Genomic DNA, 26848 nt, shown 5'->3' with positions numbered 1-26848 from the left:
GGCCCGTTCTGGTCCCTTGCGGAGCCCGGCGCAACGCGGCCGCGGCGCTTGCAGTCAGGGGGATTCTGCAGCAACGGCCTTCAACCGCCACAGCCCCCCGATCAGCCCGAGATTGACCGCAGCGAGCAGCGCCAGAAGGCCCCACAGGGCGTCGGGCCCGATCCGGACCAGCAGGAACGCGCCGAGCGGGGGCGCCAGGGCCTGGGCCACCAGACCGGGCCGGGCCAGCCGGCCGACCAGCCCGGCGTAGTGCTCGGGGCCGAACAGGACCAGGGGCACGGTGCCCCGCGCGATCGAGTAGACCCCATTTCCGGCCCCGTAGATGGCGAGCGCCAAGCCGATCACCGGCCCATGGGATGCGAGCAGCACAAGACCCAGTCCGACCAGCACGAAGGCGGCGGTCAGGGTCCAAAGCGGGTGATGCCGGCCGCGGTTGGCGATCTCGATCAGCCGCGCGGTGACCTGCGACGGCCCGATCAGGCCGCCATACGCGACCGCGGCGGCGAGGGTCATGCCGCGAGCCTGGAGCAGGGTCAGCAGGTGGACCGAGACCAGCGCCATGATGGTGCCGCCAAGCACTAGGATCCCCGCCATCAGCAGGACGGCCCGGGCCTGCCACGCTTCCAGCGGCACGACCGGCCGCGCCCGACCGGTCTCCGGCACCGCCCGGGGCGGGGCCGACGGGATCAGGGCGAGCACCAGCGGCAGCGTCACCGCGAGGTGCAGCCCGGCATAGGCGAAGCACGTCCCCCGCCAGCCGATATGGGCGACGAGGAAGGCCGAGAGCGGCCAGCAGACGGTGCTCGAGAACCCGCCCACCAGCGTCAGGGCCGTGATCGCGGAGCGCGCTTCGGACCCGTACAGCCGCCCGAGGGTGGCGTAGGCGGGATCGTACAGGCCGCACCCCATGCCGAGGCCGAGGATCAGCCAGCCGGCCAGGAACACCGGGAGCGTCGGGGCAAGGCCCAGCACCGCGAGGCCTGTGGCCAGCAGCAGGGCCGCCATGGCCAGGACCGGCCGCCCCCCGTGCCGCTGGATGGCAGCGCCCACCCGCGGCGACACAATGGCCGCCACCAGCAGGCCGATGGACAGGCCGCCGACGATCCAGGCGAGCGACCAGCCGGTGTCGCGGGCGATCGGCTCGGCCAGCACCGCAGGGATGTAGTAGGTCGAGCCCCAGGCGAGGATCTGCACCACGCCGAGCGCGCAGATCACCGGCCAACGGCGGGTCCGGTCGGTCACGGGATCAGCTTGTCCCGAGCACGGGCAGCCACAGGGCCAGCGCCAGCAGGGCGGCAAGCAGCACCGGCACCGTGATCACAAGGCCGACCCGCATGTACTGGCCCCAGCCGATCCGGTAGCCCTTGCTGGCCAGCACATGCAGCCACAGCAGCGTGGCGAGGCTGCCGATCGGGGTGAATTTCGGGCCGAGGTCGCAGCCGATCACGTTGGCGTAGATCATGAGCTCGCGCATCAGCGGCGACAGGTCGGGCGCCTGCTGGATCGCCAGGGCGCCGATCAGCACGCTCGGCATGTTGTTCATGATGGAAGACAGGATCGCGGCGCCGAAGCCCGCCCCGAGCGTCGCCGCGAGCGGACCGTATCCGGCGATCCAGACCAGGCCGCGCGCCAGCGCGTCGGTGAGGCCGGCATTCCGGAGACCGTAGACGACGAGGTACATCCCGAGGCTGAACAGGACGATCTGCCAGGGCGCGCCAGCCAGCACCTTGCGGATCGGCACGACGCCGCCCCGCCAAGCCAGAGTCACCATCGTCGCCGCACCCGCGCAGGTGACCGCCGAGACCGGCACCCCGAACGGCGCCGTGACGAAATAGGCGACGAGCAGCAGGCCGAGCAGCGGAAACGCCGCCCGGAACAGGAGCGGGTCGCGGATCGCGTCGCGGGGCGGTTCGAGCAGCCCGGCCGGATAGGTCGCCGGCACGGCCGTCCGGAAATACAGTCCCAGCACCACCAGGGTCGCGGCCAGCGACACCAGGTCGACCGGCACCATCACGGCGGCGTAGCGTCCGAAGGGGATGTCGAAGGCGTTGGCCGAAACGATGTTGACGAGGTTGGAGATCACCAGCGGCAGGCTGGTGGAGTCCGCCACGAACCCGCAGGCGACGATGAAGGCCAGCGCGGCGGCCGGCTTGAAATCGAGCTTCACCAAGATCGCCAGCACGATCGGTGTCAGCAGCAGCGCCGCACCGTCATTGGCGAAGACCGCGGCGATGGCGGCCCCGAGCACCATCACCAGGGGGAACAGCAGGCGGCCCCGCCCGCCGCCCCAGCGGGCGACATGCAAAGCCGCCCAATGGAAGAAACCGGCCTCGTCCAGCAGCAGCGAGATGATGATCAGGGCGACGAAGGTGAAGGTCGCGTCCCAGACGATGTGCCAGACTACCGGCACGTCGGCCGGCTGGATCACCCCCGTGGCGAGGGCGACACCCGCACCGATGAGGGCGCTCCAGCCGATCCCGAATCCCCCCGGCTGCCAGATGACGAACACCAGGGTGACGGCGAAGATGGCGAACGCGAGCATGCAGGCGGGACTCTTTCCGGCGCCGGCTCAGGCGAGACCGACGCGGCGGCCGACTTCGTCGACCACCGGCTCGCCGTCTTCCTTGATGAACGCGCCCTGCTGGCGCGGCAGCAGCTCGAGCACCAGCTCGGAGGGCCGGCACAGCCGGACGCCCTTGGGGCTGACCACGAGCGGCCGGTTGAGCAGGATCGGGTGCGCCTGGATGGCATCCAGCAGCTGGTCGTCGGTCAGAGCCGAGTCGCCGAGGCCGAGCTCGGCATAGGGCGTGCCCTTCTCGCGCAGGGTATCGCGGACCGACAAGCCGGCTCGGGTCAGGAGCTGCTTCAGCAGCGCCCGCGCCGGCGGGGTCTTCAGATACTCGATCACGTGCGGCTCGATGCCGGCGTTGCGGATCATCGCCAGGGTGTTGCGCGAGGTCCCGCAGGCTGGGTTGTGGTAGATCACCACGTCGAAGGCGCGATCAGGCATGGTCCACCTCGTTGGGTCTGGGGCCGCAAGCGGCCAGCGCGGGCGCGCAGATCTCCGGATGCCCCTGGCAGCAATCCGTCATGAGAAATTCGATAAGGCCGGATAGGACCGGATAGGCGACGCTGTAGATGATCGAGCGCCCAGCCCGGCGGGACCCGATCAGCCCGGCCTGCTGCAGCTCCTTCAGGTGGAAGGAGATGGTCGAGGCGGAGACCCCAATGGCATTGGCCAACGCCCCGGAGGCCATCCCGTCCGGCCCGGCCTTCACCAGCGCCCGGAGCGCCCGCAGCCGGTGCTCCTGGCCCAGGGCCATGAAGGCCGCCAGGGCTTGCGGTTCATCCATTTTCGTTTCAACATTCAAACGATATTTTGAATATACGAGACAGCGCCTACGTGGACAAGCCCGAACAGCCCTTCGCCGACGGCATCCCGCATCTCAGCCGGTCGCATTTCGTGGTGCCGGACGCAGCGCAGCTCGCGGTGGCGCAGCCATTCCCGCACGCGCCGCGCTTCCTGATCCTGTACGGCTCCCTCCGGGCGCGCTCGTTCAGCCGCTTCCTCGCCTACGAGGCGGCGCGCCTCCTCGAAGCCATGGGCGGGGAGGTCCGGATCTACGACGCGCACGGCCTGCCGCTGCCCGACGACACCACCGCCGACCACCCGAAGGTGCAGGAGTTGCGCGCGCTCTCGGTCTGGTCGGAGGGCCAGGTCTGGGTCTCGCCGGAGCGGCACGGCACCCTCACCGGCGTGATGAAGAGCCAGATCGACTGGCTGCCGCTCAGCGAGGGATCGGTGCGGCCGACCCAGGGACGCACGCTCGCGGTGATGCAGGTCTCGGGCGGCTCGCAGAGCTTCAACGCGGTCAACAGCCTGCGCCTGCTCGGCCGCTGGATGCGGATGATCACCATTCCCAACCAATCCTCCGTACCCATGGCGTACAAGGAGTTCGATGAGGCCGGCCGGATGAGGCCGGGCCCGCTCTACGAGCGCGTGGTGGATGTCTGCGAGGAGCTGATGAAGTTCACGCTGCTGACCCGCGAGCGGGCCGATTTCCTCGTCGACCGCTACAGTGAGCGGAAGGAGCGCGCGCCGGAGCGGCTGCAGGCCGTGGCGGCCGATATCGGAATCGGGAAGCCGTGACCGACGCGGGCAGCCTACTCGGCCGAGGAAGCGCGCTCTAGCTAGGACACCGACCGGCCCGGCCGGTCATGTCCGTTTCTGCCGAGGACGTCGTGACAGTCCTCGCCCCAACTCAAGGGATAGCCGCCTGATGGAATACCTGCACACCATGGTCCGGGTGGCCGATCTCGACCGGGCGCTCGCCTTCTACGTCGATACGTTCGGCCTCAAGGAGGTCCGCCGCGTCGAGAACGAGAAGGGCCGCTTCACCCTGGTCTTCCTGGCCGCCCCGGGGGATGTCGAGCGGGCGCAGGCGAGCAAGTCGCCGCTGATCGAGCTGACCTACAACTGGGATCCGGAGACCTATTCGGGCGGGCGCAATTTCGGGCACCTCGCCTACCAGGTCGACGACATCTACGCCTTCTGCGCGCAGCTGAAGGACAAGGGCGTGACGATCAACCGTCCGCCCCGCGACGGCTACATGGCCTTCGTGAAGTCGCCGGACGGGATCTCGATCGAGATCCTGCAGAAGGGCGCCGCCAAGGAGCCGCAGGAGCCCTGGGCTTCGATGGAGAACACCGGCAGCTGGTAATCGACGCGCGACTCTTGACCCGGACGGCGGCGCGGGCGCATCTGCCCGCGGATCAGCCGGCCGGGCGGCCGCTCCGGGTGCATCAGCGTCCGGGGAGGAAAGTCCGGGCTCCATGGAGAGACGGTGCCGGATAACGTCCGGCGGGGGCGACCCCAGGGACAGTGCCACAGAGAGCAGACCGCCCCGGATGCGTCCGGGGTCAGGGTGAAAGGGTGCGGTAAGAGCGCACCGCGGACGCGGCAACGCGGACGGCACGGCAAACCCCACCGGGAGCAAGACCGAATAGGGGCGGCGCGCCCTTCGCGAGAAGGGCAGGCCCGCTCTCCAGGCCAGTCGCCCGGGTTGGTTGCTCGAGGCGGTCGGCAACGACCGTCCCAGAGGAATGGCCGCCACGTCGGCGCGCGCGAGCGCTCCGGCCTTACAGAACCCGGCTTATAGGCCGGCTGATCCCACCATCCGATGAGCGCGCTGCCCAGGCTTCCGACGCCTGCACCCACCGCCTGTGCCCATGGGCCCCAAGAGGCGCAAAATTCGCGCCCGGCAAAAACCTTCGGTTAACCGTACCGGGGTCAGATCGGTCGGCTCGCCAACGCCAGGCTCGCGCGTTGACGATCCTCCGAGGCCCATGATACCCGGCATCCTCCCGTCAACGGCGTGTATCGGATCGCCGGGCGTAACCTGCACAGGTGCAGGTCCCGTCCGTGCGCGGCGTTTCGCGCGCTCTGCATCCGGTGCCGTTCCCGTCACGCGCGCCGCGCTCGCGCGGCCCGGCACAGGGCACCATGAGACGCACGAGCCGCATCCGCGCCGGAGACCCCGGATCGCGCCGAAATCCCGACTGTCCCCGTATCGGCCCGGCGAGGCGCGCATGATTCGGCGCCGCCCCCCGGCCGAGACGGCCCCCGCCGCGCACCGCGCCGGCATCGCCGCATCCGACCAGCCGCATGTGCCGGTGCTGCTCGACGAGGTCGTCGAGTCGCTCAAACTCGACGGCGGCCTCGCCGTCGACGGCACCTTCGGGGCCGGCGGCTACACCCGCGCCCTGCTGGCGGCCGATCCGACGCTGCGCGTGATCGGCATCGACCGCGATCCCACGGCGATCGCCGACGGTCAGCCCCTGGTCGCCGAGGCTGGTGGACGCCTGCGCCTCGTCCCCGGCCGGTTCGGCGATCTCGACGCCTTGCTCAGCGAGGCCGGCGAGCCCCGGGCGGACCGGGTGGTGCTCGATATCGGCGTCTCGTCGATGCAGATCGATACACCGGAGCGGGGTTTCTCGTTCCGCAACGACGGCCCCCTCGACATGCGCATGGGCAATGAAGGCCCGAGCGCCGCCGACCTCGTCAACGAGGCCGACGAGACCGTGCTGGCCGACATCATCTACCATTACGGGGAGGAGCGGCGCTCGCGCGCCGTGGCCCGGACCATCCACGAGGCCCGCCGCCGCGGCCGGATCGAGACCACCGCCCAGCTCGCCGAACTGATCGCCAGCGTGGTCTGGGCCGAGCCCGGCAGCCACATCCACCCGGCGACCCGGACGTTCCAGGGCCTGCGGATCGCCGTCAACGACGAGCTCGGCGAGCTGGTGCGCGCGCTCCACGCCGCGGAGCGGATCCTCGCCCCGGGCGGACGGCTGGCCGTGGTGACGTTCCACTCCCTCGAGGATCGGATCGTCAAGCAATTCTTCGCCGCCCGCAGCGGCAGATCCGCCCAGGGATCGCGCCACCTGCCGGGCGGCCCCGCCGAGACGATCCGCAGCTTCCGCCTCGTCACCAAGGGTCCGGTCCTACCGGGCGAGGCCGAGACGGCCCGCAACCCGCGCGCGCGTTCGGCCAAGCTCCGGGCCGCGGAGCGCACCGAATCCGAGACGCCCGAACCGCTCGCCGCGCTCCACGCGCTCGCGAGCCTGCCCGAAGCCGCCCGCGGGGGCCATCGCCGATGATCCGCCTGCTGAACCTCCTGGCGGTCGCCGGCCTCGTGGCCTCGGCGATCTACGCCTACTCGATCAAGTACGACACGCTCTACCAGGGCGGTCAGGTCTCGAAGCTGCAGACGGCGCTCCACAAGGAGCGTCAGGCGATCGCGGTGCTGCGCGCCGAGTGGCAGCTGCTGACCCGGCCGGATCGATTGCAGGCCGCGGTGGACAAGCACCTGGCCCTCGAGCCGATCGGGACCAGCCACCTGGCCCGCCTGTCGGACCTGCCAGCCCGCCCGGAGCGCGGCGACGAGATCGGCCGGCTGCTCGCTGCGACCGCGACGCCGAAAGACAAGGGCGGGATCGAGCCGCGCACCACCGGCGCGATCACCCGCACCGTCACCACGACCCGCACCCCGAATACCGCTTCGAGGTAATCACCCGTGTCCGAAGACGCCGACCACACCAGAGACGCGGCAGCCGAGACGCAGATCTCGGAGCACGACGCACAGGCCCAAGATGCGTCGGCCCAAGAGGCGTCGGCCCAAGAGGCGTCGGCGCACGAGGCGCCGGCTCACGATGCGGCGTGCTACGCCGTGTCCGAGCACGATGCGGCCGCCCTCGAGGCCGCCACCCGGGCGGTGCATCCGGACCTGCGTGCCGCCCGCGCCAAGGCGTTCGTGCGGAGCATGTTCCGGCTCGCCATCGAGCGCTCGCATATGCGCGTCGCCCTGGTCGGGCTGGTCTTCGTCGGGGTGTTCGGGACGATCTCGGCCAAGCTCCTGATGATGGCCGTGTTCGGCGATCCGCCCAGCCAGGAGCACCGGGTCGCGGCCGCCTCCTCGACGGCGTTCCGGCCCGACATCGTCGACCGCAACGGCGAGATCCTGGCCACCGACATCCGCACGGTCTCGGTCTTCGCCGAGCCCGGCAACATCTACGACAAGGACGAGGCGGTCGAGCTGCTCACCGCGGTCCTGCCGGAACTGAACGCCTCGGAGCTGCGCGCCAAGCTGTCCTCGCGCAAGGACAAGAAGGGCGCGGGCTTCGTCTGGGTGAAGCGCGAGCTGACGCCGAAGCAGCAGGCCGAGGTCCACCGGCTCGGCATCCCGGGCATCGGCTTCCTGCCCGACCACAAGCGGGTCTACCCGAACGGCACAGCCGCCGCCCACATCCTCGGGGCGACCAACCTCGATGGCGTCGGCATCGCCGGCATGGAGAAGTACATCGACTCCACCGGCCTGCAGGCGCTCAACAGCTTCGGGCTGGTCAACAAGCAGGCCGACCTGAAGCCGGTGCAGCTCTCCATCGACCTGCGCGCCCAGTTCGCCGTGCGCGACGAGCTGGCCTGGGGCATCGATCACTTCAAGGCCAAGGCCGGCGCCTCGATGATCCTTGACGTCAAGACCGGCGAGGTCATCGCCCTGGTCTCGATGCCGGACTTCGACCCGAACGACCCGAAGGACGCGCTCTCGCCCGACCGCATCAACCGCATGAATGTCGGCGTCTACGAGATGGGCTCGACCTTTAAGGCGATGACGCTGGCCATGGCGCTCGACTCCGGCAAGTACAACGTCAACTCGACCTTCGACACCCGCGGCGGCGTGCTGAACTGGGGCCGGCAGAAGATCCACGAGTATCACGGCACCAACCGGGTCATCACCATGCCGGAGGTGTTCACGCACTCCTCCAACATCGGCTCGGCCAAGATGGCGCTCGGCGTCGGCGTACCCGGCCACAAGGCCTTCCTGAAGAAGATGGGCCTGCTCGACCGGCTGCGGACCGAGCTGCCCGAGAGCGCGGCCCCGATCGTCCCGTCCCGCTGGACCGAGATCAACACGATCACCATCGCGTTCGGCCACGGCATCGCGGTGGCACCGATCCAGGCCGCGGCCGCGGTGGCGGCGATCGCCAATGGCGGCGACCTGATCACCCCGACCTTCCTGAAGGCTGCCCCCGAGGACAAGGCCCGCGCCACGCACGTGCTCTCGGCCCAGACCTCCGAGGCGATGCGCTACATCATGCGCCTGAACGCCGCCGAGGGCTCGGCCAAGAAGGCGGCGATCCCGTACTACTTCGTCGGCGGCAAGACCGGCACGGCCGAGAAGGTGATCGGCGGGCGCTACATCCACAACCGCCTGTTCACGACCTTCATGGCGGCGGCGCCGATGAACGACCCGAAATACCTGTTCGTGACGATCATGGACGAGCCGCAGGGTCTCCCGGAATCGGGCGGCTACGCCACCGCGGCCTGGAACTCGGGCGTGGTCACCGGCAAGGTGATCGAGCGGGTCGCCCCGATCCTCGGACTGCCACCGCAGTTCGAGCCGCCGGTACGGCCGTTCCCCCAGATGGTCAAGCTCAACGCCTACCACATCAACCAGCTCGGCGGCCCATGATGGTGCAGCGATGACCGCCCGGCTCGCCGATCTCTTCCCGGAGGCCACCGGTCCGACCGCCGACCTGACGGTGACGGCGCTGACCGCCGATAGCCGGCAGGTGGCGCCGGGGAGCGTGTTCGTCGCCGTCCCGGGCACGAAGGCCGACGGGCGGTTGTTCGCCGCCCAAGCCGCCGGACGCGGCGCCGTTGCGGTGGCCGGGGAGGGGGATCGCCCCGCCGACCTGCCCGCGTCCGTCGCCTGGATCGCGGTTCCGGATGCCCGCCGGGCCTTGGCGCTCGCGGCCGCCCGGCTCGCCGGTGCGCAGCCCGCAGCCGTGGTCGCGGTCACCGGTACGGCAGGCAAAAGCTCGGTCGCGGATTTCGTGCGCCAGATCCTGGCCCGCCTCGGCCGCGACGCGGCGAGCCTCGGCACCGTCGGGATCGTCACCAATCGCGGTGCGGAATACGGCTCGCTGACGACCCCAGACCCCGTCACGCTGCACCAGACCCTGGCCCGGCTCGCCCGCGAGGGCGTGACCGAGCTCGCCATGGAGGCGTCCTCACACGGGATCGAACAGCGCCGCCTCGACGGCGTGCGGCTCACGGCTGCGGGCTTCACCAATCTCGGCCGCGATCATCTCGACTACCACGCGAGCATCGAGGAATACCTCGCGGCCAAGCTGCGCCTGTTCACCGACCTGCTGCCGGAAGGCTGCCCGGCGATCGTCAACACCGACGGGGCGTATGCCGATCAGGTCATCGCGGCTTCCGAGGGTGCGGGCCGGCCGGTCCGCACGGTCGGGCGCGCGGGAACGGAAATCCGCCTCGTCTCGGCGCAGACCGAGGGCTTCGCGCAAGCCGTGACGCTCCTGCATGACGGCGTGACCCGGACGGTGCGTCTTCCGCTGGTCGGCGATTTCCAGGTCGCGAATGCCCTCGTCGCGGCCGGGCTGGCGCTCGCCACACGGGCCGGCGCCGCCGATCCGGACGGCGTGTTCGCGGCCCTCGATCACCTCACCGGCGTGCCGGGCCGGATGGAGCGGATCGGCGAGGCGCGGGGCGGGCTGTGCCTCGTCGATTACGCCCATAAGCCCGAGGCGCTGGAGAGCGTCCTGACCGCGTTGCGGCCGTTCGCGTCCGGACGCCTGATGGTCGTCTTCGGCTGCGGCGGCGACCGCGACCGGGGCAAGCGCCCGCTCATGGGTGCGATCGCCGAGCGGCTGGCCGATACCGTCATCGTCACCGACGACAATCCGCGCACCGAGGATCCCTCGGCGATCCGCCGGACAATCCTCGAAGCCGCTCCGAAGGCTCAGGAAATCGGCGACCGGGCGGGGGCGATCCATGAAGCCGTGCGCCGCCTCGGACCCGGCGACGTGCTGGTCGTGGCCGGCAAAGGCCATGAAACCGGCCAGATCGTGGGAGATCGCACCCTGCCGTTCTCGGACCACGAGGTCCTGCGGGCCGCCATCGCCGAGGCGACAGCGTGACGGTGACCGGGGACCGACCATGACTGCACTCTGGACCCGCGACGCGCTCGAAGCCGCCACCGGCGGGCGCCTGATCGGCGGAAGTCGCCCGATCACGGGTGCCTCGATCGACACCCGCACGATCGAGCCCGGCGACCTGTTCTTCGCAATCCGAGGCGAGGCCCGTGACGGCCACGACTTCGTCGCCGACGCACTCCGACGTGGAGCCGGCGCGGCGGTGATCAGCGAGGTCAACGCCGCAGACCTGTCGGCGCACGGTCCGGTCTTGGCGGTCCCGGAGCGCGCCGCCGCCCCGGTCCTGACCGCGATGACGCGTCTGGGCGAGGCCGCCCGGGCGCGCACCGACGCCCAGGTGGTGGCGGTGACCGGCTCCGTCGGGAAGACCGGGACCAAAGAGGCCCTGCGCCACGTGCTCACCGCGCAGGGGGAGACCCACGCCTCGGCGGCCTCCTACAACAACCATTGGGGCGTGCCTCTGACGCTCGCCCGGATGCCGCGCTCCACCCGCTACGGCGTGTTCGAGATCGGCATGAACCACCCGGCCGAGATCGTGCCGCTGACCGCCCAGGTCCGCCCCGACATCGCGCTGATCACCACGGTCGAGCCGGTGCATATCGAGCATTTCGCCTCGGTCTCGGCGATCGCGGACGCCAAGGGCGAGATCTTCTCCGGGCTCGAGCCCGGCGGCGTCGCGATCTTCAACCGCGACAGCGTGCATTTCGAGCGCCTGCTCGCCCATGCGCGCGCCTCGCGCGCCGGCCGGGTGATCAGCTTCGGCGAGCACCCGGAGGCCGACGTGCGCGCCCACAAGATCGTGCTGCGCCCCGACCTGTCGGTCGTCGACGCCATGGTGATGGGCCAGCCCGTCACCTACAAGCTCGGCACCGCCGGGCGGCATGCGGCCCTGAATTCCCTCGGCGTGATGGCGGTAGTCCATGCGCTCGGCGCCGACCTCGCGGGCGAGGCCCTGTCACTCGCCGGGCTGGCCCCGCCGGTCGGGCGCGGCGAGCGCACCGCCCTCGAGATCGACGGTGGCACAGCCTACCTGGTCGATGAGAGCTACAACGCCAACCCGGCCTCGGTCCGGGCGGCGATCGCGACGCTCGCCGGCATCGAGACCGGCCCGCGCGGCCGCCGCATCGCGGTGCTGGGCGACATGCTGGAGCTCGGCGCGGCCTCCCCCGATCTGCATCGCGGCCTCGCCGAGGCGATCGAAGCGGCGCGGATCGATCTGGTCTTCGCCTCCGGGCCGCTGATGCGCAACCTATTCGAGGCGCTGCCGGTGAGCCGCCGCGGCGGCGTCGCCGACACTGCCGCCGACCTGATCGAGCCGCTGACCCGCAACCTGCGGTCCGGCGACGCCGTGATGGTCAAGGGATCGAACGGCAGCCGCATGGGGCGGATTGTCGATGTGCTCAAAGCCCGCTACGCGGTCGACCCGGCCCGGCGCGGACTGGCCGCCGCCCCGTGATCCGCCCCATGATCGGCACGCCCGAGCGTTCGCGACGATCGGTGCCGCCCCCCGAAACCCGCGCCTGAACAAAGGGGCCGAGCGCCCGGATGCTGTACCTCCTCTCGGAACTGAGTGGCACGTTTTCGCCGCTCAACGTCTTCCGCTACATCACCTTCCGCACCGGCGGCGCGCTGTTCACGGCGGGCCTGTTCGTGTTCTGGTTCGGGCCCTGGATCATCTCCCTGCTGCGCCTGCGCCAGGGAAAGGGCCAGCCGATCCGCGAAGACGGGCCGCAGACCCATCTGCTGACCAAGCGCGGCACGCCGACCATGGGCGGGTTGATGATCCTGGCGGGCGCCGTGGTGGCGATCCTGCTCTGGGCCAACCCGCGCAATCACTACGTCTGGGTGACCCTGACCGTCACCCTCGGCTTCGGGGCGATCGGCTTCTACGACGACTACCTCAAGGTGACGAAGCAGTCCCACAAGGGCTTTTCCGGCAAGTTCCGGCTGTCGCTGGAAGCAATGATCGCCATCGCGGCCTGCACGATCGTCTCGGTCTACTCGCCCGCCGCCCTCCAGAACCAGCTCGCGTTTCCGGTCTTCAAGGACGCGCTGCTCAACCTCGGCTGGTTCTACGCCCTGTTCGGGGCGTTCGTGATCGTCGGCGCCGGCAATTCGGTGAACATGACCGACGGCCTCGACGGGCTGGCGATCGTGCCGGTGATGATCGCCTGCGGCACCTTCGGGATCATCGCGTATCTCGTCGGCAACTCGTTCACCGCGAGCTACCTCCAGGTGAACTACGTCCGCGACAGCGGCGAGCTCGCCGTGGTCTGCGGCGCGGTGATCGGGGCGGGCCTCGGCTTCCTGTGGTTCAACGCGCCGCCGGCCCAGATCTTCATGGGCGATACCGGCTCCCTCGCGCTCGGCGGCCTGCTCGGCACCATCGCGGTGGCGACCAAGCACGAGATCGTCCTGGCCATCGTCGGCGGCCTGTTCGTGCTGGAGATGATGTCGGTGATCATCCAGGTCGCCTCGTTCAAGCTCACGGGCAAGCGCGTCTTCCGAATGGCGCCGATCCACCACCATTTCGAGCAGAAGGGCTGGAAGGAACCGCAGGTCGTGATCCGGTTCTGGATCATCGCGGTCATCCTGGCGCTCGCCGGCCTGGCGACCCTGAAGCTGCGCTGAGAATATGTGCTAGATTGTCCGCAGATAGGCCGATCCCAATCGGGCCCTCGTCCTGAGGTGCGGCCGCGAAGCGGGCGCCTTGAAGGAGCCCTCCAGCCGGCCGCGCGATCCCTGGAGGGCTCCGTCAAAGCCCGCTGACGCGGGCAATTCAGGACGACGGGTCGGGGTGGGATCGGCCGATTGCCGTCATCGCATCCCGAGCCGTCCATGACCCCCGTCACCGTTTTCGAAGGCCAAAAGGTCGCCCTGTTCGGGCTCGGCGGCTCTGGGCTGGCCACGGCCACCGCGCTGAAAGCCGGCGGCGCCGAGGTCGTCGCCTGGGACGACAATGCCGACAGCGTGGCGCGCGCGCGGGACGCGGGTATCGGCACGCAGGATCTGCGCGAGGCCGACTGGTCGGGTTTCGCCGCCCTGGTGCTCAGCCCCGGCGTGCCGCTGACCCATCCGGAACCGCACTGGACCGTCCGGCTCGCCCGCGAGGCCGGCACCGAGATCATCGGCGATATCGAGCTGTTCTGCCGGGAGCGCCGGGTGCGGGCGCCCGGGGCGCCGTTCGTCGCGATCACCGGCACCAACGGCAAGTCGACCACCACGGCGCTGATCGCCCATGTCCTCGCCCAGGCCGGGCGCGACGTGCAGATGGGCGGCAATATCGGAACCGCGATCCTGTCGCTGGCGCCGCCGGACGCGGCCCGGATCCACGTGATCGAGATGTCGTCGTTCCAGATCGACCTGACACCGGGCCTCGACCCGACGGTCGGCGTGCTGATGAACATCACGCCGGACCATCTCGACCGCCACGGCACCATGGAGCAGTACGCCGCCATCAAGGAGCGCCTGATCTCTGGATCGGGCCTGGCGGTAATCGGCATCGACGACGGTCCGAGCCGGGCCATCGCCGAGCGGCGCGCGAGCGACCTCGTGCGGGTTCACGTGCCCACCGGTGACGCGCTGTGCGCCGACGCCCTGACGGTGCGCGACGGCATCGTCCGCGATCCCGAGAGCACGGCTTTGGCCGATGTCACCGGCATCGGGTCGCTGCGCGGCGCCCACAACTGGCAGAACGCCGCCGTGGCGGTGGCGGTCGCCCGTGCCCTCGGCCTCACGGGCGAAGAGATCCAGGCCGGCCTCTCGTCCTTCCCGGGGCTGCCGCACCGGATGGAGGCGGTCGGGCGGCGCGGCGCCGTGCTGTTCGTCAACGATTCCAAGGCGACCAACGCGGATTCCACCGAGAAGGCGCTCACCGCCTTCCGCGACATCCACTGGATCCTCGGCGGCAAGGCCAAGGAGGGCGGGATCTTCCCGCTGGTGCCGTATTTCCAGCGGGTCGCCCACGCCTACCTGATCGGCGCGGCCTCGGACGCCTTCGCGGCGACGCTCGAAGGCGTCGTGCCCTACACCCGGTGCGAGACCCTGGAGGTCGCGGTGCCCAAGGCCGCCGAGAACGCCGCCGCCTCCGGTGCCCCGGAGCCGGTGGTGCTGCTCTCGCCGGCCTGCGCTTCCTACGATCAGTTCCGCAATTTCGAAATTCGGGGCGACCGGTTCCGAGAGCTGGTGCAGGCGCTTCCCTGAAGGGATCGATCGTTAGGGTTTCAAAAGGTCCGTGACCTTTTGCGGGTGCAGGCCGGAGCCCTGCTGTCGGGCTTTGCCCGATGCATCGGGGGCTCTGCCCCCGAACCCCGCCAAAGGGCTGAGCCCTTTGGAAACCCGTTTAGGGCCGATCAGCGCGCCAGAACCTTGGCGGCGTCGCGGGTGGTCGCCACCGCCTCCGAGACGTCGGCCACGGCTTGCGCGATCGCCCCGATATTACCGGTGATCGCCGTCACCGCCCCCGCGGCACTCTGCATGCTCTCGGCGAGGTCGCGGGTCACCGCGCTCTGCTCCTCGATAGCGGCCGCGGTGGAGACCACGGTCTCGCGCATCACCGAGACCGACGCCCCGATCGAGCCGAGCGCCACCACCACCTCCTGGGAGACCTGCTGTACGCTGGCGATCTCGCCGTTGATCTGCCCGGTGGCCCGGGCCGCCTCGATCGTGAGCGCCTTCACCTCGGAGGCGACCACCGCGAAGCCCCGGCCGGCCTCGCCGGCACGCGCCGCCTCGATCGTGGCATTGAGGGCCAACAAATTGATCTGGCCGGCGATGCTCTGGATCAGGCCGACGATGCTGGACATCGCCGTCGCGCTGTCGGCGAGCCGCTTGGTGTGGCCGTCAGCCTCCCGCACGCAGGCATAGGCGGTGTCGGTGGCGCCCTGCGAGCGCACGATGCTCTGGGACATTTCGGCGACGGAGGCGGCGAGTTCCTCGGCCGCCGCCGCCACGGTCTGGACATTGCCGGAGGTCGAATCCGCAGCCGTTGAGGCCAGCCGGGCGGCATTGGTGGAATGCAGGACGGCGTGCTCGATCGCGCCGAAGTTTCTGTCGATCAGCGTCCGCAGGTCGGCGAGCAGCCGGACCTGCTCGGTGATGTCGGTGGCGAATTTCACCACCTTGTAGGGCCGGCCGGCGGCGTCGAGGATCGGGTTGTAGGAGGCCTGGATCCAGACCTCGCGCCCGTTCTTGCCGAGGCGCCGGAACTGCGCGGCCTGGTAGGTGCCGTTCCGCAGCGCCGCCCAGAATGCCCGGTAGGCTTCGCTGTCCCGGTAGGCGGGCTCGACGAACAGGCCGTGGTGCTGCCCCACGACCTCGTCGCGGCCATAGCCCATCACGGACAGGAAGTTGTCGTTGGCCTCGATCACCACGCCGTCGAGGTCGAAGGCGATCACCGCCTGCACCTTGTGGATCGCCGCGATCTGGCCGGCGCGGTCGGCCTCCTCGGTGCGCTGCCGGGTGATGTCGGTGGCGAACTTCACCACCTTGTAGGGGCGGCCGCGGACATCGAGCATCGGATTGTAGGACGCCTCAATCCAGATCGGGCGGCCGCCGCGACCGACCCGCCGGAACTGACCGGTCTCGAACGCCCCGGCACGCAGGCGCTCCCAGAACGCCCGGTAGTCCGGCGAGTCCCGGTAGGCCGGCTCGACGAACAGGCTGTGATGCTGACCGACCACCTCCGGCAGGGTGTAGCCGACCGCATCGAGGAAATTGGCGTTCGCCGACAGGATACGCCCGTCGAGATCGAATTCGATCATTCCCTGAACACGGTCGAGGGCAGCCAGCTTGGCGCGCGCTTCACGGGCATTCAAAGCAGCGAACATGAGGGTCGGCTTCTGCTGTGCGGACCGGGCCTGGCAAAGCGGCGCGCTCGACACGCCGCTTTCCGATCCAGGTGGGGATGCACGCCAGAGTTGCATGCAGGGAATTAACATTCGATGACGCCAGCCCCAGTACAGATCCGACGAATACGGTAATTCCCTCCACGAGCCCGATCCGCCGGATGGCGCGCCTCGGCCGGCCATAAGGCTCCGTTTACCATTCCCCCACAGGATCGGCCTGACCCACGCGGACCGGACTCCGCGCGGCCTGGAGTCGTTGCCCAGCATGATCTCACGCGCGGAACGCACACCCCTCACCGATTGGTGGTGGACGGTGGACCGCGGGCTGCTCGCGGCGCTGTTTGCGCTGATGGTGGCCGGCCTGGTCTTCCTGATGGGCGGCGGCACGCCGGTGGCCGAGCGCATCGGCCTGCCGACCTTCTACTTCCTCAACCGGCAGGCGCTGTACCTGGCGCCGACCATCCTGCTGATCTGCGCGGTGTCGTTCCTGTCGCTGCGCGGGGTGCGGCGGCTGGCGCTCGTCACCTGGGTCTGCGGCGTCACGCTCTGCCTGCTCGCGGGCAAGTTCGGCCCGGAGATCAAGGGCGCGCATCGCTGGATCCAGTTCGGTCCGATCGGTCTGCAACCGTCCGAATTCGTCAAGCCGGCCTTCGTGGTCGTGGCCGCCTGGGCCTTCTCGGAGGGCGCGCAGCGGCGTGACATGCCGGGCGGCTTCCTGGCGATGCTACTCCTGCCGGTCACCATCGTGCCGCTGCTGCTCCAGCCGGATTTCGGCCAGACCATGCTGATCACCATGGTGTGGTGCGCGCTGTTCTTCGTCGCTGGGCTGCACCTGATCTGGGTGGCGCTGCTCGGCGTCCTCGGTCTTGGCGGCGTGTTCGCGGCCTACCTGTTCTTCCATCACGTCCGCGAGCGCTTCAACAAGTTCCTCGACCGCGATTCCGGCGGCGGCTTCCAGGATTTCTGGTCCCGGGAATCGTTCCGCTCGGGCGGCTGGTTCGGCACCGGCCCGGGGGAGGGGGTGGCCAAGCGGCACCTTCCGGACGCACATACCGACTTCATCTTCTCCGTCACCGGCGAGGAGTTCGGCGTGATCGTCTGCCTCTGCCTCGTGGGCCTGTTCGCCTTCATCGTGCTGCGCGGCCTCAAGCTCGCCCGCCGCACCGATGATACCTTCTCCCGCCTGGCGATTACCGGCCTGACCACTCTGTTCGGACTCCAGGCCTGCATCAACATGGCGGTGAACACGCAGCTGATGCCGGCGAAGGGCATGACCCTCCCGTTCGTCTCCTTCGGCGGTTCGTCGATGATCTCGCTGGCGCTCGGTACCGGCTTCCTGGTTGCGTTGACCCGCAAGCGCCCGCGCACCGTCCTCCTCAGTCAGAAGCCGCCCGGCACCGCCTCGGCGACCGTCGCCGGAGTGATGCGGTGACCGTCTTCACCCCCACGATCCTCCTCTGCGCCGGCGGGACCGGCGGCCACCTGTTCCCGGCCGAGAGCCTCGCCCACGCCCTGCGGGCCCGCGGCCTCGGGGTGGCGCTCGCCACCGATGCCCGGGTCGACGCGATCGCGAGCGAGTTTCCGGCCTCCGAGGTGGTCACCATCGCCTCGGCGACGCCGTCCGGCCGGTCGCCGCTGAAGCGGGCGAGCGCCGTGCTGACGTTGGGCCGCGGATTCGGCGTCGCCGCCAAGGAGATCCGGCGGATCAACCCGGCCGCCATCGTCGGCTTCGGCGGCTACCCGACCGTGCCGCCGGTGCTCGCCGGCCAGATCCTGCGGGTGCCGACGGTGCTGCACGAGCAGAATGCCGTGATGGGCCGGGCCAACGCCTTCCTGGCGCGCGGCGCCCGGACCATCGCCACCGGCTTCAAGGATGTCCGCGGCGTGCCCGACAAGGCGCGCGCGACCCGGATCCACACCGGCAACCCGCTCCGCCCCGCAGTGATCGAGGCGGCCAAGGTTCCGTATCCCGCGTTTCGAGACGGCGACACCCTTCGTCTCCTGGTGTTCGGCGGAAGCCAGGGCGCCCGGGTCATGGGTGAGGTCGTGCCCGAGGCGATCGAGCGCCTGCCCGCTCCCTTGCGGTCGCGCCTGCACCTCGTCCAGCAGGTCCGGCCCGAAGACCTGACGGCGGTCCAGAACCGCTACCTCGCCTTGGGGCTCGCCGGGCTCGAGGCGGCGCCGTTCTTCAAGGACCTGCCGGCCCGCATGGCCGCGAGCCACCTCGTGGTCTCGCGCTCGGGCGCCTCGACGGTCTCGGAGCTGTCGGCGATCGGCCGGCCGTCGATCCTGGTGCCGCTGCCCGGCTCCCTCGACCAGGACCAGGCCGCCAACGCCGCGACCCTCGAGGCGATCGGCGCGGCGCTGGCCCTCAAGCAAGCCGACTTCACCCCGGATCGCCTCGCCGCCGAGCTGGTCGCCTGCTTCGCGACGCCGGCAAAATTGACCGCGGCGGCCGATGCGGCCAGAAGCGCGGGCATCCACGACGCCGCCGAGCGGCTGGCCGAGGTCGTCATCGCGACGGCCAGAAGCGGTTAGCAATCGGGTTTCCAAAGGGCTCAGCCCTTTGGCGGGTTGTCAGGGCGGAGCCCTGATGGGGCACGGCGAAGCCCGATGCAGGGCGCCGCCCTGCACCCGCAAAAGGTCCCGGACCTTTTGAAACCATGACTTTACGGAAGGTACGACGACAGATGAAGCTGCCCGACAAGCTCGGCCCCATCCATTTCATCGGCATCGGCGGCATCGGCATGTCCGGCATCGCCGAGGTGATGAGCAACCTCGGCTATACGGTCCAGGGCTCCGACGCCTCGGACAACGCCAATGTTCGCCGGCTGGCCGAGAACGGTATCCGCACCTTCGTCGGCCACAAGGCCGAGAACGTCGACGCGGCCGCCCTGGTGGTGGTCTCGACGGCGATCCGTCGGGACAACCCGGAGCTTCAGGCCGCCCGCGAGCGTCGCCTGCCGGTGGTCCGCCGCGCCGAGATGCTGGCCGAGCTGATGCGCTTCAAGTCCTGCGTCGCGATCGCGGGCACCCACGGCAAGACCACCACGACCTCGCTGGTGGCCACTCTGCTCGACGCCGGCAACCTCGACCCGACGGTAATCAACGGCGGCATCATCAACGCCTACGGCACCAACGCCCGAATGGGCGAGGGCGACTGGATGGTGGTGGAGGCCGACGAATCCGACGGTACCTTCCTCAAGCTGCCCGCCGACGTCGCCATCGTCACCAACATCGATCCCGAGCATCTCGACCATTTCGGCTCGTTCGATGCGGTGAAGGACGCGTTCCGGCGCTTCATCGACAACATCCCGTTCTACGGCTTCGCGGTGATGTGCACCGACCACCCGGTGGTGCAGGACATGGTCGGGCATATCGAGGACCGGCGCATCATCACTTACGGCGAGAACCCCCAGGCCGACGTGCGCCTGCTCGACGTGGACCTGAAGGGCGGCCAGAGCCGGTTCCGCGTGATGATCCGCGACCGGCGCCCGGGCTTCCGCATGGAGATGGAAGATCTCGTCCTGCCGATGCCGGGCAAGCACAACGCGCTCAACGCCACCGCAGCGCTCGCCGTCGCCAACGAGCTCGGCGTCTCGCACGACGCGATCCGCCGGGCCCTGGCGGGCTTCGGCGGGGTCAAGCGCCGCTTCACCCGCACCGGCGAGTGGAACGGGGCGACGATCTTCGACGATTACGGACACCATCCGGTGGAGATCAAGGCGGTGCTCAAGGCCGCCCGCGCCTCGACCGACGGCAACGTCATCGCGGTGGTGCAGCCGCACCGCTACACCCGGCTCGCGTCGCTGTTCGACGATTTCTGCACCTGCTTCAACGATGCCGACACGGTGATCGTCGCCCCGGTCTACACGGCCGGCGAGGCGCCGATCGAAGGGATCGATCGGGACGCCCTGGTGTCGGGCCTGCGCTCCCGCGGCCACCGCGACGCCCGTCCCCTGGAGCGCCCCGAGGAGCTGGCGGGAATCGTCGCCGAACTCGCCAAGCCCACCGACTACGTCGTGTGCCTGGGCGCCGGCACGATCACGCAATGGGCTTACGCGCTGCCGAGCGAACTCGCCGCGCGGGGGAAGTGAGCGGGATGGGCGTCGATCAGACCGAGTCCGGCACGAGGTCCTCGACGGCGATGTCGAGCGCCCGTGCAAGCCGTTCATAGACGGCGGGATCGGCCGTGCCCGCGCCCGTTTCCAGCGTGGTGAGTTGCCCCTCGGGCACTGCGCTGTCGCGCGCCGGTGCGGCCACCGTCATCCCCCGCCTGGCGCTTCAGAACGCCAGGAGGCTCGGTGCCGCGCGCAAGGCATCGAGATCGGCCTCGTCCAGGAGTTCTTCGACGCCGGCGTTCAAGTGCCTCTGCAACCCCTCGATGACGCGCGTGTCGAGCGTATCCTCCGCCAACTCGCGCAGCCGCTCGAATTCCACCTCCGGCAGGATCACGATGGCCTCTCCGGAGGGCGTCCGGGTTCTGACGATGGTTACGGGCGCTATCCTAGCCGTAGATCCAGCCGCGTGGGCCGACGGCATGGACAATGATCCGATCGGCCTCGATCTTGAAGACCGCGCGCCAATCACCAACCCGCAAACGGTAGCGATCTCCCGCGCCCCGGAGCGCCTTCACGTTGTTGGCGAGGCTGTCCGGATCTTGTGCGTCGAGACCCAGCTTCTGGCGGATCAGGTCTTTGGTCGGCCTCGGCATCCGGCTCAGGCTGCGGGCTGCGGGCTGCCGCACGGGCGAAGACCAGGCTTCTGCCGGTATCCTTGGCCATCCCGCCCTGATTCCCTCAAGCGAGCCGGTTGATCCGGTGCAAAGCTTAGCATGACCGCATCGCTTCACGACCGAATCCGCGCCGCCGCGCCGACCGTGCGCGGGCGCCTGATCGCCGATCAGCCGCTGGCCGAACTCACCTGGTTCCGGGTCGGCGGCCCGGCCGAGGTTCTGTTCACCCCGGCCGACGAGGAGGATCTCGCGCTCCTGCTCGCCGCCTTGGAGCCGGACGTGCCGGTCACGGCGATCGGCCTCGGCTCGAACCTGATCGTCCGCGATGGTGGGGTACCGGGCGTGGTCATCCGGCTCGGCGGCAAGGCGTTCGGCAGCATTGCGATCGATGGCGAGACGCTACAAGTCGGTACCGCCGTGCCGGATATGCGCCTCGCTAAGGCGGCGGCCGAGGCCGGGCTCGACGGGCTCGCCTTCTATCGGGGCATCCCGGGCTCGATCGGCGGCGCCCTCCGCATGAACGCCGGCGCCCATGGCGGCGAGACCACGGACGTGCTGGTCGAGGCCCATGGCATCGACCGGACCGGCGCGCTGCGCCGTTTCGGCCACGCCGATATGGGGTTCTCCTACCGCCATTCCGATGCGCCCGAGGACGTGATCTTCACCCGCGCCCTGTTTCGCGGAAAGCCTGGCGACCGCGCCGCGATCGAGGCCGAGATGGAGCGTGTGACCGCCGCCCGCGAGGCCGCGCAGCCGATCCGCGAGCGTACCGGCGGCTCGACCTTCGCCAACCCGGAGGGCGGCAAGGCCTGGCAGCTGATCGACGCCGCCGGCTGCCGGGGCCTGACCCGGGGTGGTGCCCAGGTCTCGCCGATGCATTGCAACTTCCTGATCAACACCGGCGGCGCCACCGCCGCCGACATCGAGGGGCTGGGCGAGGAGGTCCGGCGCCGGGTGTGGGAGACCAGCGGGATCGCGCTGCGCTGGGAGATCCGGCGGATCGGCGTGCCTGCGATCGAGACCTGAGATCGAGGCGCGAAGGGAACGGATCATGCGCGACGCGGTGATGATCGAGCCGGCCGGCGGCACCGTCTCCGCCTACGTCCCCGTTCGAGACTGACCTTTCCGAGGAGCCCACCATGTCCAAGCACGTCGCCGTCCTCCTGGGCGGCACCTCCGCCGAGCGCGAGGTCTCGCTCAGCTCCGGCGCGGCCTGCGCCGCGGCGCTCGAAGGGGAGGGGTACCGGGTCACCCGGGTCGATGTCGGCGCCGACATCGCCTCCGTGCTCACCGCCCTGCGACCGGACGTGGCCTTCAATGCCCTGCACGGCCCGGACGGCGAGGACGGCACGATCCAGGGCCTGCTGGAGATCCTGAAGATTCCCTACACCCATTCCGGCGTGCTCGCCTCGGCGCTGGCCATGAACAAGGAGCGGGCGAAGACGGTGATGCGCGCCGCCGGCGTCGACGTGCCCGAGGGTCGGATCGTTAACCGGTTCGAGGCCGCAAAAAACCACCCCCTGCCGCCGCCCTACGTGGTCAAGCCGATCGCCGAGGGCTCCTCGATGGGGGTCATCATCGTGCGCGACGGCCGGTCGCACCCACCCCAGATCCTCGCCTCGGAAGAGTGGACGTTCGGCGAGCAAGTCCTTGCAGAACCTTACATAGCCGGTCGCGAGCTCACCTGCGGGGTGATGGGCGACAAGGCCCTCGGGGTGATTGAGGTCAAGGCCTCCACGGGGGAGTGGTACGACTACGACGCGAAGTACGCCCCGGGGGGCTCGGTCCACGTGCTGCCGGCCGAACTTAAACCAAATGTTTACCAGCGTGTCCAAGAGTTGTCGTTAACGGCGCATCAAGCACTGGGCTGCCGGGGCGTCAGCCGTGCCGACCTTCGCTACGACGACACACCGGGTGGAACCGGTTTGCTCGTGGTTCTGGAGGTCAACACGCAACCCGGCATGACCCAGACGAGCCTTGTGCCTGAGATGGCGGCCCATGCGGGCCTTGGTTTCGGTGAGCTCGTCCGATGGATGGTGGAGGACGCTTCTCTGAATCGCTGAGCGGCGGTGACGCTGCCGGTCGCAGCCTTCCCGCGCGCCTTGTCGGCGCCGCGCTGAACCGGCTGACCGGACGCGCCCCGGCCCGCTCTCTCTCGGTGCGCCGGGCCCGCAAGGGCCAGCAGCTGACCGAGCGTTTGCCGCGGGGCGTCGGCACTGTGGGCGTCTCTGTATCTCTCGCCGCCGTGGCGCTCGCCGGCTTCGTGGCAAGCGGGCGCTACGAGTCCTTCGTGGCGGAGCAGGGCCGGCCCCTCGATATCGCCGCCCGGGTCCTCGGCTTCGGTGTCGAGCGCGTGACCATCTCGGGCATCTCGCGGATGTACGAGCGTGAGGTGCTCGCCGCCGCCGGGATCGACTGGCGCTCCTCGGTCCCGTTCCTGGACGTCGTCGAGGTGCGCGAGAAGCTGCTGCGCGTGCCGCTGATCGCCCAGGCTTCGGTCCGCAAGATCTACCCGAACGAGATCGCCATCACCCAGGTCGAGCGCGAGCCCGCCGCCCTCTGGCAGAAGAATGGTGAGATCAACGTGATCGCAGCCGACGGTACCGTCATCGACGCCATGCGGGACGACCGCTACGCCAGCCTTCCGCTGGTCGTCGGCGACGACGCCAACAACAAGCTTCCGGAATACCTCGCTCTCATCGCCGCCGCCGGGCCGCTCTCCGAGCGGATCAAGGCCGGGACCTACGTCTCCGGCCGGCGCTGGACCCTCAAGCTCGACGGCGTCGATGTGCGCCTCCCCGAGAACGAGCCGGCCGCGGCGCTCGCCCGCCTCGTCCGGTTCGAGCGCGACGCCGGCCTGCTCGAGAAGGACATCATCGCGGTGGATCTGCGCATGCCCGACCGCGTGGTGGTGCGCCTGACCGAGGAGGCCGCCGCCGCCCGTGCGGAAGCCCAGAAGGCGAAGAAGAAGGGCGCGGCCAGCTGATGCCCTCAACCGCGATCTCCGCCCGTCCCGTCTTCTGCGTCCGGTAGTGTCAATGCACAGCCAACACGGCCTCACGCCGCGACTGAAGCCGCTCTCGGCCCGACGCTCGACCACCCTCTCGGTGCTCGACATCGGCACCAGCAAGGTCGTCTGCCTTATCGCCGAGCTGCAGCCCGCCGAGGCGCTCTCGACCCTGCGCGGCCGGACGCACCTCGCCCGGATCATCGGCATCGGCCACCAGCGCTCGCTGGGGCTGAAGGGTGGTGCGATCGTCGATCTCGCTGCCGCCGAGGGCGCAATCCGGCAGGCGGTGCACGCCGCCGAACGGATGGCCAAGGTCGAGGTCCAGTCGGTCATCGTCAACATGTCCGGCGGCCGCCTCGCATCGCAGCATTTCCAGGCGCGAGTGAACGTTCGCTCCGGCACCGTCACCGGCAGCGATGTCGAGCGGGTGCTGGAGACGGCGAGCGCCCACGGCGTCAGCCCCGGCCGGGCCGTGATGCACGCGCTGCCGACCGGCTACGCGCTGGACGGCCAGGGTGCGGTCATCGATCCGTCGGGCATGATCGGCGAGGCCCTCGGGGTCGACCTGCACGTCGTCACCAGCGAGCTCGCCGCCGCCCGCAACGTCATGCTGGCGGTGGAGCATTGCCATCTCGGGGTCGAGGCGGTGATCGCCACGCCCTACGCCGCCGGGCTCTCGGCCCTGGTGGATGACGAGGCCGAGATGGGTGTCTGCGTCGTCGACATGGGCGGCGGCACGACCAGCGTCGGGGTGTTCTCGGGCGGCCACCTCGTCCACGTCGACGCGGTGGCGGTCGGCGGCCACCACGTGACCATGGACATCGCCCGGGGCCTCTCCACCCGCATGGCCGCGGCCGAGCGGCTGAAGACCCTCTACGGCTCGGCCCTCTCCACCCCGTCCGACGATCGCGACATGATCGCCGTACACGGGGTCGGCGAGGACGAGGGCGAGGCCCCGGCCCACATCCCGCGCTCGCAGCTGGTGCGGATCATCAAGCCGCGGGTCGAGGAGGTGGTCGAGCTGGTGCGCGACCGTCTGCGCGACGCGGGCTTTGCCGCCCAGGCGGGCCGCCGGGTGGTGCTGACGGGCGGCGCCAGCCAGCTCGTCGGCCTGCCGGAGGTCGCCCGGCGGGTCCTCCAGGGCCAGGTCCGGAGCGCCCGGGCGCTCGGGATCCGCGGCCTGCCCGAGGCGGCCAAGGGACCGGCCTTCTCGGCCGCCGTCGGCCTGCTGGTCTACCCGCAGGTGGCCCACGCCGAGCACTTCGAACCGCGGGGGCACGGCGCCTTCGCGGCCACGGGATCGGACCGGTACATCAGCCGGGTCGGGCGCTGGATCCGGGACAGCTTCTAAGGTTTCACCCCCGCCCTCACCGGCAGGGGATCGAAAAAAGATCGGCGCCGCAGCGCCGCACGGAAAGCAGAGTAAGCGAGAGGCTCGACACCATGGCCATTACCCTCCAGGCGCCGGACATCCGGGAACTCAAGCCCCGCATCACCGTCTTCGGTGTCGGCGGCGCAGGCGGCAACGCAGTCAACAACATGATCGAGTCGGGCCTGCTCGGCTGCGAGTTCGTGGTCGCCAACACCGATGCGCAGGCGCTCACTTCCTCGAAGGCGGAGCGGGTGATCCAGATGGGCCTGGGTGTCACCCAGGGCCTCGGCGCCGGCTCCCACCCGGAGGTCGGTTCCGCTGCCGCCGACGAGGTGATCGACGAGATCCGGGACCAGCTCTCGGGCGCCCACATGTGCTTCATCACCGCCGGCATGGGCGGCGGCACCGGGCCCGGCGCCGCGCCGGTCATCGCCCGCACTGCCCGCGACATGGGTATCCTGACGGTCGGCGTCGTCACGAAGCCGTTCCAGTTCGAGGGCGTGCGCCGCATGCGCACCGCCGAGTCCGGCATCCAGGAGCTGCAGGCCGCGGTCGACACCCTGATCGTGATCCCGAACCAGAACCTGTTCCGGGTCGCGAACGAGAAGACCACCTTCGCCGACGCCTTCGCGATGGCCGACCAGGTGCTCTACTCGGGCGTCGCCTGCATCACCGACCTGATGGTCAAGGAAGGCCTGATCAACCTCGACTTCGCCGACGTCCGGGCGATCATGCGCGGCATGGGCAAGGCCATGATGGGCACCGGCGAGGCGTCGGGCGAGAAGCGCGCCAACCGCGCCGCCGAAGCCGCCATCGCCAACCCGCTCCTCGACGACGTCTCCATGAAGGGCGCCCGCGGCCTGCTGATCTCGATCACCGGCGGCTCCGACCTGACCCTGTACGAGCTCGACGAGGCCGCCACCCGCATCCGCGAGGAGGTCGATCAGGACGCCAACATCATCCTGGGCGCCACCTTCGACGAGAGCCTCGACGGCATCATCCGCGTGTCGGTGGTCGCCACCGGTATCGAGCCGCTGCTGATCTCGGCCAACTCGACCAACAACCCGGCCATCGCCGAGACCGAGCAGCGCATCGCCGAGGTGGCCGAGCGCCTGCGGGCCGAGGCCCGGGCCCGCGCGTCTTCGCCGGTTCCGAGCATCCGCACGGACTCGATCGCCCAGGCTCCCGCACAGACCTTGGCGCCGGCCGCCCCGCGTCCGGCCCCCGAGGCCCGGACCGAGACCCGGTTCGAGGCGCCCGCGCCGGTCGCTCGTGACGAGGTCCACCTCGCCCCGGCCCAGCCGCGCGCCGCCGCGCCGTTCGTCCCGGCCCCCGCCCAGCAGCAGGCCGAGAAGGCGCCGCATTTC

At 70.0% G+C, this 26848-nt stretch carries 25 protein-coding genes and 1 other RNA gene; 18 read left to right on the top strand and 8 right to left on the bottom strand.

Annotation, left to right across the window (positions count from 1 at the left end; all coding sequences use genetic code 11):
* Positions 1-54: 54 nt before the first annotated feature.
* The 4 genes from AO398_RS21305 to AO398_RS21290 are packed head-to-tail and all read right to left on the bottom strand — an operon-like array spanning position 55 to position 3353.
* Positions 55-1242 carry an MFS transporter gene (locus AO398_RS21305; protein ID WP_058194195.1) on the bottom strand — a complete coding sequence of 396 codons (1188 nt, stop codon included), beginning with the start codon at positions 1240-1242 and terminating at the stop codon, positions 55-57.
* 4 nt (positions 1243-1246) lie between these two features.
* The gene (locus tag AO398_RS21300) at positions 1247-2542 is read right to left on the bottom strand and encodes an arsenic transporter (protein ID WP_058194194.1); all 1296 of its coding nucleotides are present in this window, start codon (positions 2540-2542) and stop codon (positions 1247-1249) included.
* 27 nt (positions 2543-2569) lie between these two features.
* A complete protein-coding gene (arsC, locus tag AO398_RS21295) occupies positions 2570-3010 on the bottom strand; it encodes an arsenate reductase (glutaredoxin) (RefSeq protein WP_058194193.1) in 441 nt (146 codons plus the stop codon).
* Entirely contained in the window at positions 3003-3353 is a 351-nt protein-coding gene (locus AO398_RS21290) for a metalloregulator ArsR/SmtB family transcription factor (RefSeq protein WP_058194192.1), read from the bottom strand. The genes arsC and AO398_RS21290 overlap by 8 nt, the downstream gene beginning before the upstream one ends.
* A gap of 50 nt (positions 3354-3403) precedes the next feature.
* Between AO398_RS21290 and arsH the strand changes: the two genes are divergently transcribed.
* The 10 genes from arsH to murD all read left to right on the top strand — a co-directional run bounded on the left by arsH (position 3404) and on the right by murD (position 14721).
* Complete coding sequence (arsH, locus tag AO398_RS21285; protein ID WP_058194191.1) at positions 3404-4150, top strand: arsenical resistance protein ArsH; 747 nt, start codon at positions 3404-3406, stop codon at positions 4148-4150.
* A 130-nt stretch (positions 4151-4280) separates the two neighbouring features.
* On the top strand, positions 4281-4721 hold the full coding sequence (locus tag AO398_RS21280; RefSeq protein ID WP_058194190.1) for a VOC family protein: 441 nt from the start codon (positions 4281-4283) through the stop codon (positions 4719-4721).
* 52 nt (positions 4722-4773) lie between these two features.
* Positions 4774-5172, top strand: an RNA gene (gene rnpB / locus AO398_RS21335) — RNase P RNA component class A.
* Between the two features lie 417 nt (positions 5173-5589).
* Entirely contained in the window at positions 5590-6660 is a 1071-nt protein-coding gene (rsmH, locus tag AO398_RS21275; RefSeq protein WP_058194189.1) for a 16S rRNA (cytosine(1402)-N(4))-methyltransferase RsmH, read from the top strand.
* Positions 6657-7070, top strand: coding sequence for a hypothetical protein (locus tag AO398_RS21270; RefSeq protein WP_058194188.1), 414 nt, complete (start codon positions 6657-6659; stop codon positions 7068-7070). Before rsmH ends, AO398_RS21270 begins: the two co-directional genes overlap by 4 nt.
* Positions 7071-7076: 6 nt before the next feature.
* Positions 7077-9032, top strand: a complete 1956-nt coding sequence (locus AO398_RS21265; RefSeq protein WP_058194187.1) for a penicillin-binding protein 2 — start codon at positions 7077-7079, stop codon at positions 9030-9032.
* A gap of 10 nt (positions 9033-9042) precedes the next feature.
* Complete coding sequence (locus AO398_RS21260; RefSeq protein ID WP_058194186.1) at positions 9043-10503, top strand: UDP-N-acetylmuramoyl-L-alanyl-D-glutamate--2,6-diaminopimelate ligase; 1461 nt, start codon at positions 9043-9045, stop codon at positions 10501-10503.
* Between the two features lie 19 nt (positions 10504-10522).
* The gene (locus AO398_RS21255) at positions 10523-11974 is read left to right on the top strand and encodes a UDP-N-acetylmuramoylalanyl-D-glutamyl-2,6-diaminopimelate--D-alanyl-D-alanine ligase (protein WP_058194185.1); all 1452 of its coding nucleotides are present in this window, start codon (positions 10523-10525) and stop codon (positions 11972-11974) included.
* 89 nt (positions 11975-12063) lie between these two features.
* Positions 12064-13149: a phospho-N-acetylmuramoyl-pentapeptide-transferase gene (mraY, locus tag AO398_RS21250; protein WP_058194184.1), complete on the top strand. Its 1086-nt coding sequence runs from the start codon at positions 12064-12066 to the stop codon at positions 13147-13149.
* 207 nt (positions 13150-13356) lie between these two features.
* Positions 13357-14721: a UDP-N-acetylmuramoyl-L-alanine--D-glutamate ligase gene (gene murD, locus AO398_RS21245; RefSeq protein WP_058194183.1), complete on the top strand. Its 1365-nt coding sequence runs from the start codon at positions 13357-13359 to the stop codon at positions 14719-14721.
* Positions 14722-14870: 149 nt separating this feature from the next.
* On the opposite strand, the gene AO398_RS21240 is transcribed toward murD, so the two are convergent.
* On the bottom strand, positions 14871-16346 hold the full coding sequence (locus AO398_RS21240) for a PAS domain-containing methyl-accepting chemotaxis protein (RefSeq protein ID WP_058194202.1): 1476 nt from the start codon (positions 16344-16346) through the stop codon (positions 14871-14873).
* 283 nt (positions 16347-16629) lie between these two features.
* Between AO398_RS21240 and AO398_RS21235 the strand changes: the two genes are divergently transcribed.
* From AO398_RS21235 to murC, 3 genes are all read left to right on the top strand, one after another.
* Complete coding sequence (locus AO398_RS21235; protein ID WP_058194182.1) at positions 16630-17796, top strand: putative peptidoglycan glycosyltransferase FtsW; 1167 nt, start codon at positions 16630-16632, stop codon at positions 17794-17796.
* Positions 17793-18902, top strand: a complete 1110-nt coding sequence (gene murG / locus AO398_RS21230) for an undecaprenyldiphospho-muramoylpentapeptide beta-N-acetylglucosaminyltransferase (protein ID WP_058194181.1) — start codon at positions 17793-17795, stop codon at positions 18900-18902. The genes AO398_RS21235 and murG overlap by 4 nt, the downstream gene beginning before the upstream one ends.
* Positions 18903-19054: 152 nt before the next feature.
* Positions 19055-20461 carry a UDP-N-acetylmuramate--L-alanine ligase gene (gene murC / locus AO398_RS21225; protein WP_058194180.1) on the top strand — a complete coding sequence of 469 codons (1407 nt, stop codon included), beginning with the start codon at positions 19055-19057 and terminating at the stop codon, positions 20459-20461.
* Between the two features lie 16 nt (positions 20462-20477).
* Here murC and AO398_RS29480 read toward each other — a convergent pair whose 3' ends face one another.
* Genes AO398_RS29480 through AO398_RS21215 form a run of 3 tightly spaced genes read right to left on the bottom strand, consistent with a single transcriptional unit; the run spans position 20478 to position 21078 of the window.
* Entirely contained in the window at positions 20478-20633 is a 156-nt protein-coding gene (locus AO398_RS29480) for a hypothetical protein (RefSeq protein WP_244498841.1), read from the bottom strand.
* 15 nt (positions 20634-20648) lie between these two features.
* Complete coding sequence (locus AO398_RS29475) at positions 20649-20819, bottom strand: hypothetical protein (RefSeq protein WP_244498840.1); 171 nt, start codon at positions 20817-20819, stop codon at positions 20649-20651.
* Positions 20820-20871: 52 nt separating this feature from the next.
* Positions 20872-21078: a cytotoxic translational repressor of toxin-antitoxin stability system gene (locus AO398_RS21215; RefSeq protein WP_058194201.1), complete on the bottom strand. Its 207-nt coding sequence runs from the start codon at positions 21076-21078 to the stop codon at positions 20872-20874.
* Between the two features lie 120 nt (positions 21079-21198).
* Between AO398_RS21215 and murB the strand changes: the two genes are divergently transcribed.
* From murB to ftsZ, 5 genes are all read left to right on the top strand, one after another.
* The gene (gene murB, locus AO398_RS21210; RefSeq protein ID WP_058194179.1) at positions 21199-22125 is read left to right on the top strand and encodes a UDP-N-acetylmuramate dehydrogenase; all 927 of its coding nucleotides are present in this window, start codon (positions 21199-21201) and stop codon (positions 22123-22125) included.
* Positions 22126-22238: 113 nt separating this feature from the next.
* On the top strand, positions 22239-23162 hold the full coding sequence (locus AO398_RS21205) for a D-alanine--D-alanine ligase (RefSeq protein ID WP_058194178.1): 924 nt from the start codon (positions 22239-22241) through the stop codon (positions 23160-23162).
* Entirely contained in the window at positions 23129-24085 is a 957-nt protein-coding gene (locus AO398_RS21200) for a cell division protein FtsQ/DivIB (protein WP_058194177.1), read from the top strand. The genes AO398_RS21205 and AO398_RS21200 overlap by 34 nt, the downstream gene beginning before the upstream one ends.
* A 52-nt stretch (positions 24086-24137) precedes the next feature.
* Positions 24138-25460: a cell division protein FtsA gene (gene ftsA / locus AO398_RS21195; protein WP_058194200.1), complete on the top strand. Its 1323-nt coding sequence runs from the start codon at positions 24138-24140 to the stop codon at positions 25458-25460.
* A gap of 92 nt (positions 25461-25552) precedes the next feature.
* Positions 25553-26848, top strand: a 1296-nt coding sequence (ftsZ, locus tag AO398_RS21190) for a cell division protein FtsZ (protein ID WP_058194176.1), incomplete at its 3' end; no start/stop codon positions are given.

This window comes from Methylobacterium sp. GXS13 (assembly GCF_001455965.1).
Classification (GTDB): domain Bacteria; phylum Pseudomonadota; class Alphaproteobacteria; order Rhizobiales; family Beijerinckiaceae; genus Methylobacterium.
Note: the sequence above shows the minus strand (reverse complement) of the source record. Positions and strands in the feature narration are given on the sequence as shown.